The sequence below is a fragment of the Acidobacteriota bacterium genome (assembly GCA_020845575.1).
In the GTDB taxonomy this organism is placed as follows: domain Bacteria; phylum Acidobacteriota; class Vicinamibacteria; order Vicinamibacterales; family Vicinamibacteraceae; genus Luteitalea.
The window spans coordinates 19,534-34,511 of the sequence record JADLFL010000071.1; the positions used below are offsets into that span (position 1 = coordinate 19,534).

7 protein-coding genes are annotated in these 14,978 nt (G+C 68.6%); all 7 read left to right on the forward strand.

What is annotated here, in order from left to right; translation table 11 throughout:
- The first annotated feature begins 132 nt into the window (after positions 1 to 132).
- Positions 133 to 8,634, forward strand: coding sequence for a hypothetical protein (locus IT182_18190; GenBank protein ID MCC6165279.1), 8,502 nt, complete (start codon positions 133 to 135; stop codon positions 8,632 to 8,634).
- A gap of 161 nt (positions 8,635 to 8,795) precedes the next feature.
- Complete coding sequence (locus IT182_18195; protein ID MCC6165280.1) at positions 8,796 to 10,241, forward strand: M48 family metalloprotease; 1,446 nt, start codon at positions 8,796 to 8,798, stop codon at positions 10,239 to 10,241.
- Between the two features lie 3 nt (positions 10,242 to 10,244).
- The gene (locus tag IT182_18200; protein MCC6165281.1) at positions 10,245 to 11,507 is read left to right on the forward strand and encodes an amidohydrolase family protein; all 1,263 of its coding nucleotides are present in this window, start codon (positions 10,245 to 10,247) and stop codon (positions 11,505 to 11,507) included.
- A 39-nt stretch (positions 11,508 to 11,546) separates the two neighbouring features.
- On the forward strand, positions 11,547 to 12,404 hold the full coding sequence (locus IT182_18205; protein MCC6165282.1) for a UbiA family prenyltransferase: 858 nt from the start codon (positions 11,547 to 11,549) through the stop codon (positions 12,402 to 12,404).
- Positions 12,394 to 13,023: a UbiX family flavin prenyltransferase gene (locus tag IT182_18210; GenBank protein ID MCC6165283.1), complete on the forward strand. Its 630-nt coding sequence runs from the start codon at positions 12,394 to 12,396 to the stop codon at positions 13,021 to 13,023. The genes IT182_18205 and IT182_18210 overlap by 11 nt, the downstream gene beginning before the upstream one ends.
- Complete coding sequence (ubiE, locus tag IT182_18215; GenBank protein ID MCC6165284.1) at positions 13,020 to 13,775, forward strand: bifunctional demethylmenaquinone methyltransferase/2-methoxy-6-polyprenyl-1,4-benzoquinol methylase UbiE; 756 nt, start codon at positions 13,020 to 13,022, stop codon at positions 13,773 to 13,775. Before IT182_18210 ends, ubiE begins: the two co-directional genes overlap by 4 nt.
- Positions 13,776 to 13,873: 98 nt before the next feature.
- Positions 13,874 to 14,902 (forward strand): TonB family protein, encoded by a 1,029-nt coding sequence (locus IT182_18220; GenBank protein ID MCC6165285.1) that lies wholly within the window; start codon positions 13,874 to 13,876, stop codon positions 14,900 to 14,902.
- The last annotated feature ends 76 nt before the right edge of the window (positions 14,903 to 14,978 follow it).

Genomic DNA, 14,978 nt, shown 5'->3' on the forward strand with positions numbered 1-14,978 from the left:
ACGCACACGAACGAGACGCGCGATCGCTCGCAGTCCCTGGCCCACATCCTGCATGACACAAGGCCGGAGGTGCGTGGACGAGTATCCCGCTCGCACCCGTTCGCCCGGTGGGTATGGGAGGATGAACAGGTCGTGGCGATCACATCACGCGGCGATTCGCTCGATCTGGGAGGACTACAGACTGCGGCAAGGCAATTGGCGGGAGAGCTGCGTCACGTCGCACCTCGCAGCGCGTGGTGGCAGCGTACGCGCCATCTGCATCGTCTGCTTCACGAAGAGCGCGCGCTCGAGCGGGCGTATCTCGCGATTGCCGACGACGTCCGGCGCGCCGAGTCCGTGTCGCCGGCCGCCGAGTGGCTGCTCGACAACTTCCATCTCATCGCCAACGAAGTCCGCAGCATCCGCCACGATGTGCCGCGGGGATACTACCGCCGCCTGCCGAAGGTCCGGTTCGATGACGGCCGCGTGGTGGCGCGCGTCGAGGTCATGGCCGCCGAGGTCATCCGCCACAGCGAGGGCCGCATCGACGCCGAGCGACTGCGCAATTACGTCCTCGCGTACCAGTCCGTCTCGCCGCTGACGATCGGTGAGCTGTGGGCCTGGCCGAGCCTGCTCAAGGCTGCGCTCATCTCGTATGTCAGCGAACTCGCTGACGGCATCCGTCGCGCTCGTGAAGACATCGCACGTGCGGACACGGTACTGACGCGCATCGACGCGGCCGGAGCCGTGGAGCCGCGGGAGGCACTGGATCGCGACGCCAGTTTCCCGTTCGTCGTGCGGCTGCTCCAGCGCATCCGCGAGTACGGCGCGCATGCCGTGTCGGTGCGCGTGGCGCTCGACGAATGGTTGGCCAATCGTGACATGACGGCGGAGGACGCGATTCGCGTCGAGGGCCAGCGCGAAGCCGCCGATCACGTGTCGATGGCCAACGCCATCACGAGCCTGCGATTCTGCGCCACGTACGACTGGAGCGGCTTCGTCGAGTCGGTCAGTCACGTCGAGACCATCCTTCGCCACGATCCCGTCGGCATCTACGGCCGGATGGATTTCGCGAGTCGCGATCGGTACCGGCAATCGCTGGAGGCGCTCGCTGACGGCACCGGCGAGGGGCAGATTCGCGTCGCGCGACAGACGGTCGAAGCCGCGCGGACATCAGGCGCACGCCTCGAGAACGGGCGCGGCGCGCACGTCGGCTACTACCTGATCGGCCCCGGTCGCAGCCGTCTCGAAGCGAGCCTCGACCATCGTCTGGGCTTTTGGCGTGGCGTCAAACGCCTGCTCTGCGCGTATCCCACACCCGTCTATCTCGTCCCTATCGCGCTGCTCACCGCGACGCTGGTGGCGATTGCCATCGCGTATGCGCGCGTGTACGGCGGCTCGCCGGCGATGCTGCTGGCCATCGCGCTGCTCTCGCTGATCCCGGCCAGCGACCTCGCGACAGCGGCGTACCAGCGCTTCCTCGCGAGATTGATCCGGCCCCGCCGGCTGCCGCGGCTCGATCTCGAGGGCGGCATCCCCGAGCGCGGGCGGACGATGGTCATCGTGCCGACGCTGTTTCCGAACGTCGAGGCCGTCGTGGAGATGGTCGCGCACCTGGAGGTCCTCGCCCTTGGCAATCCCGACGACCGCCTGCACTTTGCCATCCTCAGCGACTTCACCGACGCCGATCGGCAGCACCTGTCGGGAGATGTCGACATTCTCCATGCCGCTCGCGAAGGCATCCGTGAACTGAACGCCCGTCACGGCAGCACACGGGGCGATCGGTTCTATCTGTTCCATCGCGATCGGCTCTGGAACGCGCAGGAGTCGCGCTGGATGGGGTGGGAGCGCAAGCGCGGCAAGATCGAGGAGTTCAATCGCCTGCTGCGCGGCGCCACGGACACGAGCTTCCATCACGTTGTCGGCGACCGCACGCTGCTGCCGGACATCCGCTACTGCCTCACGCTCGACAGCGATACACGGTTGCCGCGTGACGCGGCCCGCGAGCTCGTCGGCATCATCCTGCACCCGCTGAACCAGCCCGAAGTGGATCCGGCGCTGCGCCGCGTGATCGAGGGCTACGGCATCCTGCAGCCGCGCGTCAGCGTCACGTTGTCGAGTGCCGCGGGGTCGTTGTTCGCGCGCGTGTACTCTGGGCACACCGGCGTCGATCCGTACACGAAGGCCGTCTCTGACGTCTACCAGGACCTGTTCGGTGAAGGAATCTATGCCGGCAAGGGCCTGTACCACGTCGATGCGTTCATGGCGACGCTCGAAGATCGCGCGCCGGAGAATGCGCTGTTGTCGCACGACCTGTTCGAGGGACTGCATGCGCGCGCGGCATTGGTCAGCGACATCGAACTTGTCGACGACTATCCCTCCACCGTACTGGCGCACGTACGCCGGCAGCGTCGCTGGGTGCGCGGCGACTGGCAGATCCTGCTCTGGTTGTTCCCGTTCGTGCCGACGGCACAGGGCATGGCCCGCAACCAACTGCCGTGGATCAGCCGCTGGAAGATCGTCGACAATCTGCGTCGCAGCCTCGTGGCGCCGGCGCTGCTCGCGCTGCTCGTCGCGGGCTGGACCGTGCTGCCGGGCCATCCCGTCATCTGGACATTGATGGCGCTCGGCGTGACAGGTGCGGCCACGCTGCTCACGCTGGCCCGCGTCGTTGTGGCGCCGCTGCATGGACATTCGGTCGGCGTATTCCTGCGCGGACTCGCAGACGACGCCAGGACCGCGGCGGTGCAGGCGCTGCTCTCGCTGATGCTGCTGCCGTTCCATGCCTGGGAAATGGTGCGCGCCATCATCCTCACGCTGGTCCGGCTGGGCATCACGCACAGGCAACTGCTCGAATGGGAGACGGCATCGAGCGTCGCGGCAGCGGCCTCGCGCGTGCACGGCACGGCGGCGCTGCGGTTGTTCATCGTCCAGATGGCGTCGAGCCCGGTCGCAGCGGTGCTCATCGCGATCGCCGTGGCAGTGTCGCCGCAACGCGGCTGGATCGCCGCCTCGCCGTTCCTGCTCGGATGGTTCGCGGCACCGTTGTTCGCGTATCTCCTCAGCCAGCCTCGCGTGCCGCGTCTCCGTGCGCTGACGGTACACGAACGCAACCAGGTGCGGCGACTGGCGCGCAGGACGTGGCACTACTTCGAGGTGCTGATCGGACCTGACGACCACTGGCTGCCGCCAGACAACTTCCAGGAGACGCCGCAGCCCACGCTGGCGCGACGCACCTCGCCGACCAACATCGGCATGGGTCTGCTTGCCACACTGTCGGCCCGCGATCTCGGCTACATCACGACACGGGAGCTCGTCGATCGCACCGGCCACATGCTCGACACCTGCGAACGCCTCGAGCGGCACGAGGGCCATCTGCTCAACTGGTACGACACGTCGACGCTCGCGCCATTGTGGCCGCGCTACGTGTCGACGGTGGACAGCGGCAACTTCGTGGCGTCGCTGATCACGATGGCGTCGGGACTCGACGAGCTCGCGGCAGGGCCTCGTGCCGACACTCGTCTGGTCGACGGGCTGATCGACACGGCAACAGTCGTACGGGACATGACGTCCGGCAGCGGCGCGTGGGCGCCCGAGGACGCCGCCGCTGTCGAGACGCTCGAGGCAACAGCGTCACGGATCCTTGCCGAACTGCGTGCGGAACGATCGGCGCCAGACGCGTTGCCGGCGCTGGCGTCCGCCGGCATGGACGACGTCGATGCCGTGCTGACGACGGCCGTGACGTCTCCGATCGTGGCGTGGGCACAGGCCCTCCGCGGCGCGCTGGAGCGCGTGCTGCACGAGACTGGTCGTTCGACATCAGGCACCGGCTGCGACGAGCGTGCGGCACTGCTGGAACTGGCCCGGCGATGCCGCACGCTCGCAGACGAGATGCACTTCGGGTTCCTCTACGACAGGACTCGTCATCTCTTCTCGATCGGCTACCGGCTTGCCGATGCTGATGGACCGGGCGTGCTCGACAACTCGTTCTACGACCTGCTGGCCTCCGAGGCGCGGCTGGCGAGCTTCATCGCCATCGCGCGCGGAGACGTCCCGCAGCGCCACTGGTTCCATCTCGGGCGCCGCGCCGTCAGCGTCGATGGCATGCCGACGCTGCTGTCGTGGAGCGCGACGATGTTCGAGTACCTGATGCCGTCGCTGTTGATGCGGTCGTTCCCGGAGACGCTGCTCGACACGACCAGCCACGGTGCCGTCGCCCGTCAGGTGAGCTATGGGCGACAACGACAGGTCCCATGGGGCATCTCGGAGTCGGCGTACGACGTGCGCGATCGCGCCGACAACTACCAGTACAAGGCGTTCGGCGTGCCCGGACTCGGATTCAAGCGCGGCCTGGCCGACGACCTCGTGATCGCGCCGTATGCGACGGCGCTCGCACTGACAGTCAGCCCACAGGCCGCGCTGCGCAACTTCATCCGGCTGACCGCAGCAGGTGCCGAAGGCAGGTTCGGATACTACGAAGCCGTGGACTACACCCCGCGCAAGAGCCCGGACACCATCGACGGCGTTCGACGCGCCGGTGCACCGGAAGGCGTCGTGGTCCGGACGTTCATGGCGCACCACCAGGGCATGTCGCTGCTGGCGGCCACCAACCTCCTGCGCGACAACGTGATGGTCGCGCGCTTCCACGCCGACTCGCACGTGCGAGCGACCGAGCTCCTGCTGCAGGAACGTGTCCCCGCCGCAGCGGCGGCCGCGCCACCGCGTCCGGCGGAGTTGACGCGTGCGCCGTGGACGCCGCCGAGCATCCCGTTGCGCCGGTTCAGGACGGCGCACACCGTCGACCCGCACGCGCAGTACCTGTCCAACGGCACGTGGGTGACGGTGGTGACCAACGCGGGCGGCGGATCGAGCCGCTGGCGCGACATGGCCATCACTCGCTCGCGGGAGGACAGGACGATGGACGTCGGCGGGCAATGCCTTTACCTGCGCGACGTCCGTTCCGGCCTGCTGTGGTCGCCGACGTGGTTCCCGACCATGCGCGAGCCGGAGGAGTGCCTCATCACGTTCGCGGCCGACAAGGCCGTGTTCCGCCGTACGGACGACGATATCGAGTCGAGGCTCGACGTGGTCGTCTCGGCCGGGGACGATGTGGAAGTGCGCAGGCTGTCGCTGACCAACCACAGCGATCGTCCGCGCGAGATCGAGATCACCAGCTATGCCGAGATCGTGCTCGGGCGTCAGGCCGACGACCTGGCGCACCCCGCGTTCGGCAAGTTGTTCGTCCAGACCGAATATCTGCCCGACAGCAACGCGATCGTCTGCAGCCGTCGTCCTCGCTCCGAGCACGAACCGCGCGCATGGGCGTTCCACGTGCTCAGCGTCGACGGCCACATGTCGTCGCCCACCGAATGGGAGACGAGTCGTGTCCGCTTCCTCGGTCGCGGCCGTACGCTCGCCACGCCAATGGCGCTCGACGGCCGGCCCCTGACAGGGACGACGGGATCGGTGCTCGATCCGATCGTCAGCCTGCGCCAGCGTGTCAGGCTCGAGCCCGGCGGCTTTGCGCGGCTGGCGTTCGCGACGGGAGCGGCGGACTCGCGCGACCTGGCGATGACGCTCGCACAGCGCTATCACGATCCCGGCGCGGCCACGCGCGCCGGGGCGATGGCGTTCACGCACAGCCAGATGCTCCTTCGGCACCTGGGGATCTCGAGCGAACTCGCGCGCCAGTACGATCGGCTCGCGTCGCGCGTGCTGTATCTCGACGAGTCGCTGCGCGCCGATCCAGCGGCGCGGGCCCGCAACGCGCTGGGGCAGCCGGGACTCTGGGCGTACGGCATCTCCGGCGATCTGCCGATCCTCCTCGTGATGGTGCAGCAGGACGAGGATGTGCGATTGGCGCGTCACGCCCTGCAGGCACAGGAGTACTGGCGTCTCAAGGGCCTCCGCGCCGACGTCGTCATCGTCAACGAACAGCCGCCGGACTACCTCGATCAGATGCAGGAGCGGTTGACGGGGCTCGTCGGCAGCGGGTCGTGGGGCGGCTGGCGCGACAAGCCCGGCGGCGTCTTCCTGCTGCGCGGTGACGCGCTGTCGCCTGACGATCGCACGCTGCTGGCGTCGGTCTGTCGGGTGGAACTCACCGGTGCACGCGGTGAACTGTCCGAACAGCTCGATCGGCCGGCGCCCGCGGCACAGGCCGTCGAGACGCTCGTACCGCGCGTCGCGTCGGCGGATGTCGACCTGCCCATTGCCACCGAGATGCCGCCGCTGCTCATGAGCAACGGCCTTGGCGGCTTCACCGAAGACGGGTGCGAGTACGTGATGGCGGTGCGTGGCGACGTCGATACGCCGGCGCCGTGGTCGAACATCCTCGCCAATCCGGAGTTCGGCACGTTGATCACGGCGGCCGGTGCTGCCTTCACGTGGTCGGTCAACAGCCGCGAGCATCGCCTGACGCCGTTCGACAACGACCCGGTGGCCGAAGGCACGTCGGAAGCGATCTTCGTGAGGGACGACGACACGGGGCAGACGTGGGGGGCGACGCCGTCGCCGCTGCCGCGCGGTCCCGGCGACGCCTGGCAGGTGCGGCACGCGGCTGGCATCACGACGTTCGAGCGCGAGACCAGGCGACTGCGACAGCGGCTCGATGTGTTCGTGTTCCCCGATGCGCCTGTGAAGGCATCGCTGCTGACGATCACCAACACGTCGGACCATCCGCGGCGGCTCAGCGTGTTCGGATACAACGCATGGTCGCTCGGTCCGCCGGTCGCTGGCGTCGAGCGCTCCGTCGTCACCGCGCGCGATGGCGCGACGGGGGCCATCGTGGCGCGCAACCCGTGGATCGCGGAGTTTGCGTCGCGCGTCGCGTTTGCGTGGTGCAGCGAGCCGGTGCGTTCGATGACAGGCGATCGCACCGAGTTCATCGGTCGCAATCGATCGCTTGCCTCGCCCGCGGCGCTGACGATGGCGTCGCTGTCAGACAGGGTGGGCGCCGGACTCGATCCGTGTGCGGCGCTGCATGTGGAACTCCAACTGGCACCGCGCGAGTCTCGCCGCGTCGTGTTTCTCCTCGGTGAGGGCTCGTCCATGGACGACGTGGACGCCCTCGTCCATCGGTGTGGTGGTGCGGAGCGCATCGACGAGGGCAGGAGCGCGTCAGAGTCGCTGTGGGAGGACATCCTCGGCGCCGTCCAGGTCAGGACGCCGGACGACTCGTTCGACCTGATGATGAACAGGTGGCTGCTGTACCAGAACGTATCGTCGCGTCTCTGGGCTCGCACCGGGTTCTACCAGCCAGGCGGCGCGTACGGCTTCCGCGATCAGTTACAGGACGTGATGGCCCTGGGTTACAGCCGGCCCGACCTGTATCGGCAGCACCTCCTGCTGGCCGCGAGCCGGCAGTTCGTCGAAGGCGACGTCCAGCACTGGTGGCATCCGCCGACGGGCCGCGGCACGCGGACGCGCTGCTCGGACGACCTGCTGTGGCTGCCGTACGTGGTCGCGCAGTATCTGTCAGTGACCGGTGACGCATCGGTGCTCGACGAGGTCGTGCCGTTTCTCGAAGGACCGCCGCTGGCGGCCGATCAGCACGAGGTCTACGACCTGTGGCCGGTGTCGTCGCAATCGGCGTCGCTGTTCGAACATTGCGTCCGGGCGATCGAGCGTGGCCTGACGTCGGGACCGCACGGGCTACCGCTGATGGGCATCGGCGACTGGAACGACGGCATGAACCGCGTGGGCCACGAGGGACGCGGCGAGAGCGTGTGGCTCGGCTGGTTCCTCTACAGCGTGCTGACCGCGTTCGCGCCGATCGCGCAGGCACATGGACGCGGCGATCTCGCATCACGCTACCTGGCCGAAGCTCGGCGCCTTGCCGGCGCGCTGGAGTTGTCGTGGGACGGTAACTGGTACCGTCGCGGGTACTACGACGATGGCACGCCGCTCGGATCGGCCGACAGCGAGGAATGCCGGATCGATTCGATCAGCCAGTCGTGGGCCGTGCTGTCGGGTGCCGCGTCGCCACAGCGTGCGGAGCGGGCCATGGACGCCGTGCGCACGCACCTCGTGCGCCGCGATGCCGCGATCCTGCTGCTGCTCACGCCGGCCTTCGATCGCGGCGAGAAGGATCCGGGTTACATCAAGGGGTACATCCCCGGCATCAGGGAGAACGGCGGGCAGTACACCCATGCCGCGCTGTGGACCATCATGGCGCTCGCCCGCATGGGATACGGCGACGAGGTCGCCGAGTTGTTCCACATGGTCAATCCCGTGAACCACACGCGCGACGCGGCGGACGTCGAACGATATGTCACCGAGCCGTACGTGATCGACGGTGACGTGTACGCGCATCCCGAGCACGTCGGTCGCGGGGGCTGGTCCTGGTACACGGGGTCGGCCGGCTGGATGTATCGCACCGGACTCGAGAGCATCCTCGGGCTGCAGCGGCGCGGACAGGTGTTCGGCGTGGCGCCCTGCATCCCGCCGTCGTGGGATGGTTTCACGATCGCGTGGCGGGTCGGAGCCTCGTCGTACGGGATCGACGTCCTCAACCCAGACCATCGCAGTACCGGCGTCGCGTCCGTCACGCTCGACGGCATCGACACCGACCCGTGCGCCGTGCCGATCCTCGACGATGGTGCGTCGCACACGGTGGTCGTGACGATGGGCGAGCCTGGCTTGGAACACATGTGAGGGCCGGGCGTTCCCTTCACTAGGGCCGGGCTCGGAGAGCCGGCCCTGCCTACTGCGCTGACAGAGCGGCCTGCCCTGGCCACTGCGCCGACAGGTAGGCCGGCTCTCCGAGCCCGGCCCCATTGCCGACAGCCGCCGACGCCGTGGTGTACGCTGGCGGGATGGAACCTCGCGCGCGACGATGGACCGGTGGTCCGGGCCGGATGGCGGCCACGCTGCTGATCGTCTCATTGTCGGCCCCTGCCGTGCTGGCCCAGACCGTCATCAAGCTCCCCAGGAACAAGTACACGCCGCAGCAGGACGTCGAACTCGGACGCGAAGCCGCGGCGGAAGTGCGTCAGCAGTACCCGATTATCGAGAATCAGGAGATCGACAGGTACCTCGACGCCCTTGGAGCACGGCTCGTGGCCGCGGCGCCCGCCGAGTTCAAGGAGCCCGTCTTCGAATACTCCTTCACGCCCGTGAACCTGAAGGAGATCAACGCATTCGCGCTGCCGGGCGGGCCGATGTTCGTGCACCGCGGCATGTTCGACGCGGCGGCATCCGAAGGCGAAGTCGCCGGTGTGATGGCGCACGAACTCGCGCACGTCCTCCTGCGCCACGGCACGGCGAATGCGTCGAAGGCGCAGAATCCGTGGCTGCAACTCGGGCAGATTGCCGGCGCGATCGGCGGGGCGGTGGTCGGTGGCAGCGCCGGCGCGGCCATCGCGCAGGGCAGCCAGTTCGGTCTCGGCACGATCCTCCTGCGCTACAGCCGCGACTTCGAGAAGCAGGCCGACCTGCTGGGCGCGCAGATCATGGCGCGGGCCGGATACGACCCGCGTGCGCTCGCCAGGATGTTCGAGACGATCGCGCGCGAGTCGCGGTCGTCCGGCGGGACGCCGCAGTGGCTGAGCAGCCATCCCGATCCGGGTAATCGCACCCAGTACATCACGCGAGAAGCCGAGGCCCTGACGATCGCGCAGCCTGCCGACGAGCGGCAATTCGGTCAGATCAAGACGGCATTCGCCACCCTGCCTGCCGCCAAGTCGATGGGCGACCTCGCGAAGGCGTCGCCGGGGTCGGGTGGCGGCACCGGCACGGGCGCGGTCACCGCGGTCGGCACGCCGGGGCAGCCCGTGCCCGCGCCGTCGCGGCAGTACAAGGCCCTCAACGGCGGCCAGGTGTTCCAGGCCGACGTGCCGTCCAACTGGACGAGCCTGGCGTCGCGCAGCGCGATCAAGGCGGTGCCGCAGAACGGGTACGGCCAAGCCAACGGCCAGACGATCTTCACGCACGGTGTGGAATTCGGCTTGACACAGGCCGGTTCGCGCGACCTCCGTCAGGCGACGCAGTCGTGGCTCAACGCCGTGTCGCAGGGCAACCCGGGCCTGCGCATGGCCGGCAACCAGCAGTCCACGCGGATCTCCCGACGGTACGCGCTCGCCACGCCGCTGGTGAATCCGTCGCCGCTCGGCGGGCAGGAGCGCATCACCGTCTACACCACGTTCCTGGTGGACGGCACGCTGTTCTACTACCTGACCATCGCGCCGGACGCGGAAGTGGGCACGTACGCGCCGGTGTTCCAGCGGATCGGACAGTCCATCCGCCTGGCCGAAGCGCGCTGACGCGTGGCGGTCGTTCGCGTCAGAGCCACGTGGATCCTGCCGGTCGCGGCGCCGAAAATTCGCGACGGATGGATCGACGTCGATCCGGTCGGTCGCGAGATCCTCGCCGTCGGCACGCCCGAGGCGTTGTCGGGCAGACCGGCGGCAACGGTTGTCGATCTGCCGGGCGCGGTGATCCTGCCTGGCCTCGTCAACGCGCACACGCACCTCGAACTGTCGCATCTGGCCGGCGCCGTGCCGCCCGCGGATGACTTCGTCACCTGGGTGCGCGTGATGCTCGGCGTGCGCGCCGGCCTCTCCTCGTCCGTTGCGCATGTGGTCGAGGCGGTCGAGCGCGCCATCGCCAGCATGGAGGCGACAGGAACGGCCGCGGTGGGCGACATCGTGAACACCGACGTCGCCGTGCGGCCGCTCGGGGCGTCGACGCTGGCGGGCATCCACTGGCGCGAAGCGCTCGGCTTCACGCGCGACGCCGCGTCGCGCATCGCCGTCGAAGCGAGGCTCGGCGCCGTCCTCGCGCAGACGATCCTGACCGAGCAGGGCAGTGGGCGCGTCGTGGCGTCACTGGCACCGCACGCGCCGTACTCGACGTCGGCACCACTCATCCAGACGCTCGCGCAGGGCTATCTGCCTGTCTGTCCCATTTCGTCGATCCATCTTGCGGAGTCGTCCGAAGAGGTCGAATTCCTGGCCTCGGGGACGGGACCGTTCAGGGCCTTGCTCGACGACCTCGGTGCCTGGGACGAGGGATGGACGCCACCAGGACTGTCGCCCGTGGCGTATCTCCAGCAGATTGACGCGCTGCATGCGCGTCTGCTCGCCGTACACGGGACGCAGGCCACGCGGGAGGATCTCGGCATCCTGGCGGCCGCCGGCGCCTCGCTCGTGCTCTGCGCGCGCAGCAATCGGTGGGTCGGCAGCGGCGTACCGCCCGTGGCGGCGGCCGTCGACGCCGGCGTGTCCCTCGCCATCGGCACCGACAGCCTGGCCAGCGTGGAGGATCTCAATCTCTTCGCCGAACTGGCGTACCTGAGAACCGTGGCGCCCGAGGTGCCGGCGCCGACGTTGATCAGGGCGGCCACGCTCGGCGGGGCGCGGGCCCTGGGATGCGCCTCGCTCGGGCTGCTCGCACCGGGCGCGTCGAGCCGCGCGATCGTGCGCGTCCCTCCCGCCGGCGTGCGGGACGTGGAAGAATGGGTGGTGGCCGCAGCGTCGGACACGGCTGATCTGCGATGGCTCGACGAGATTGCCGCCGCTGTCCGCTGACGCGTGGCCACGAGACGCCGGCACCGAAACCTCCACGTCATGTTTCTCGAACGCCTCCGCACGTACCTCTCGTTCGTGCGCTTCAGCCACACGGTCTTCGCGCTGCCGTTCGCGCTTGTCGGAGCCCTGCTCGCGAGCCGCACCGTGCCGATGACGTGGGCGCGCGTGGGCTGGATCGTCCTGGCGATGGTGGCGGCCCGCAGCGCGGCGATGGCGTTCAACAGGCTCGTCGACGCGCGATGGGATGCGTTGAATCCGCGGACCGCCCAGCGCGAGATCCCGCGCGGCGCGATGTCGGCCCGCGAAGCCTGGCTGTTCCTCGCGGTAGCCGTCGTGGCGTTTCTGCTGGTGTGCGCGCAGATCAGCCGCCTGTGTCTGCTGCTCGCGCCTGTCGCGCTCGCGATCGTGTGCTGGTACTCGCTCGCCAAGCGCTACACGTGGGCGACGCAGTTCTTCCTCGGCCTTGCCATGGCCGTCGCTCCCGTGGGTGGCTGGATCGCGGCAGGCGGCACGGCGTCGTGGCAGCCTGTGTGGCTCGCGATCGCGATCGGCACATGGGTCGGTGGCTTCGACGTGCTGTATGCGTGCCAGGATGTCGACTTCGATCGTGCGCACGGCCTGCGCTCGATCCCGGTGCGGTTCGGCGTGTCGCGATCCATCGCGATCTCGCGCGTGCTGCACGTGATGACGATCGCCAGCCTGGCGATTCTCGGCGTCGTGGCCGGTCTCGGGCCCGTCCATCACGGTGGTGTGGTGCTGGTGGCGGCGCTGCTCGTCTTCGAGCAGTCGCTCGTGAGCGCGTCGGACCTCTCGCAGGTGAAGCGCGCGTTCGACATGAACGGGTGGGTGGGATTGCTGTACCTCGTCACGACAGGATTGAGTGTGTATGTCCGCTGAACCATCACGCCGGATCGTCGTGGCGATCACGGGCGCCAGCGGCGCGCTCTACGCGATGCGTACGCTCTCCGCGCTCCTGCAGCACGGTCAGCACGTGGATCTGATCGTCACCGAGTACGGGCGTCGCCTGCTCGTCGACGAGCTCGGAGCGCCGGCGCGCATCGACCGCCTGCAGTCCTATCTCGAGGAGACGTGGGGCGAAGGCGTGCGGCGCGGCGGCTGGACGCTCCACGCCAACAAGGATCTCGGGTCGCGACTGGCGAGCGGCAGTCGTGGCGCCGACGCGATGGTGATCGTCCCGTGCTCCATGAAGACGATGGCGGCGGTGGCCAACGGGCTGTCGCGATCGCTTGTCGAGCGCGCGGCAGACGTCATGCTGAAGGAGCGTCGCCAGGTGATCATCGTCCCGCGCGAGACGCCGATGAGCCTGCCGCAGCTGCGCAACATGGTGAGCTGCGCCGAAGCGGGCGCCGTGCTGCTGCCGGCGATGCCGGCGTTCTATCAACGTCCGCAGACCATTGCCGATCTCGCCGATTTCATGGCCGGACGCATCCTCTCGCTGCTGCACATCGACCACCAGCTCTATCCCGCGTGGGATCCGCCGGCGGACCGCACATGACGACGATCGGCCCGGAGCAGACGTACGGGGGCGTGAGCCCCGACACGGGGAAGGCGCCCGCGAAGATCGCGGGCATGTTCGACGCCATCGCCGGCAGGTACGATCTGCTGAACCACGTATTGAGCGGCGGCCAGGATCTCTACTGGCGCTGGCGCGCCGTGCGCCGGCTCCGCCTCACGGGCCGCGAGCGGGTGCTCGATCTGTGTACGGGCACGTGCGACGTCGCGCGCAGCATGGTGAAGCGGGGACTCGCCAGCCGCGTGCTGGGGATCGACTTCTCCGGCGAGATGCTGCGCGTGGGGCAGCGCAAGCTGCGCGCCGAAGGTCGTGATGGCGTGATCCGGTTGCTTCAGGGTGACGCGATGCGTCTGCCCGTCGCCTCCGGTTCGATGGATGCGGTGACCATCGCGTTCGGTATCCGCAACGTCCAGGACGCCCCAACGGCCCTGCACGAAGTGGCGCGCGTGCTGAAGGCTGGCGGCCGCCTCGCGATTCTCGAGTTCTCGACGCCGCGTCAGCCCGTCATCAGGGCCGCCTACCTGTGGTACTTCCGGAACGTGCTGCCCAGGCTGGGGCGCCTGATTTCGCGCCATGGCGAGGCGTACGCCTACCTGCCCGCGTCCGTGGAGAGCTTCACGCCGCCGGAGCGATTCGTGGCCGACATGCAGGCGGCGGGGCTGATTCGGTGCCAGGCCGTCCCTTTGACCCTGGGCGTCGTCTATCTGTACGTCGCGGAGCGGCCTGCGCAGTAGTGTGGTCTGCGGTCTCCGGCACCCCCTATACTTGACCCTGCCGGATGTTCATCGATCTCGAGGACCACCGACCCGAACCGCCGACCATGGATTCGGCCATGTCACGGCGCGAGGCCGTGATGATGTCGGTGTTCCTGCACGCGGCCATCTTCGCGCTCTTTCTGTTTGGCCCCCGGCTCCCGTTCATCAAGCAGTATCTGGCCCAGCAGGCTGCGGTGCAGCAGGCCGAGCAGGAGCGGTTGCAGGCGCTGGCGCAGCAACAGCGACAGCAGCAGCCGCGCTTCGTCTTCGTGCAGCCGAGGGTCGACATGCGGGCCGAGAGGCCGCGGGATACGGCGTCGCTGGCCGATCAGGACCGCGTGGCGCAGACGATGGAACGCGCGCCGAACGCCACCAACAGCCAGCCCTTGTCGCGTGGCAATTCGCTGGAGTTCGTCGAGCGCCAGTCGCAGCGCGATCTCGCGCGTGGGCGCGGCCCCGCACCCGAACCATCGGATGCCTTGCGTGAGGCGCAGGCGCAGCAGGCGCGCGCCGCGCAGCCCGCGCCACCGCAGAATCAGCCGACACCCGCGTCGCAGGCCGCCACCGACCAGGGGCTGAACGTGCGCGACGGCCAGTCGGGCCTGCTCGCCCGTGGCGACACAGGGATCGTGGCCAATCCGCAGGCGCGTACCTCGCCTGCCGCCGCGAGCGCTGCCGCGCGACCGCCCGGCGGGTCGCTCGGCCAGGCGCTGCGCAACCTCGAGAAGTACGTCCAGAACGAGGCGTTCAACAACCCCGACGGCGGCAATTCGCCATTCGGACCCTATATCCAGTTCGACACTAAGGGCGTCGAGTTCGGGCCGTTGATCCGGCGGTTCGTGGCGCAGATCAAGCGCAACTGGCTGATTCCCGAAGCCGCGATGATGATGAAGGGCCACGTGGTGATCACGTTCAACGTCCACAAGGACGGGCGGATCACCGATGTGATGGTGAAGCAGCCGTCTGGCATCGACGCGTTCGACCGCGCCGCGGCCAACTCGTTGCAATGGTCGAATCCGACAACGCCGCTGCCGCCGGAGTACCCGTCGCCCACGGCGTTCTTCACGGTCACGTTCTACTACAACGAACAGCCACCGTCGCAGTAGGGGCGGATGGCCATACGCCCCGCCGATCGCACAGAACAACAGCCCCTCCACGGCGCTCCCTCAGGCCGCCCGCGGC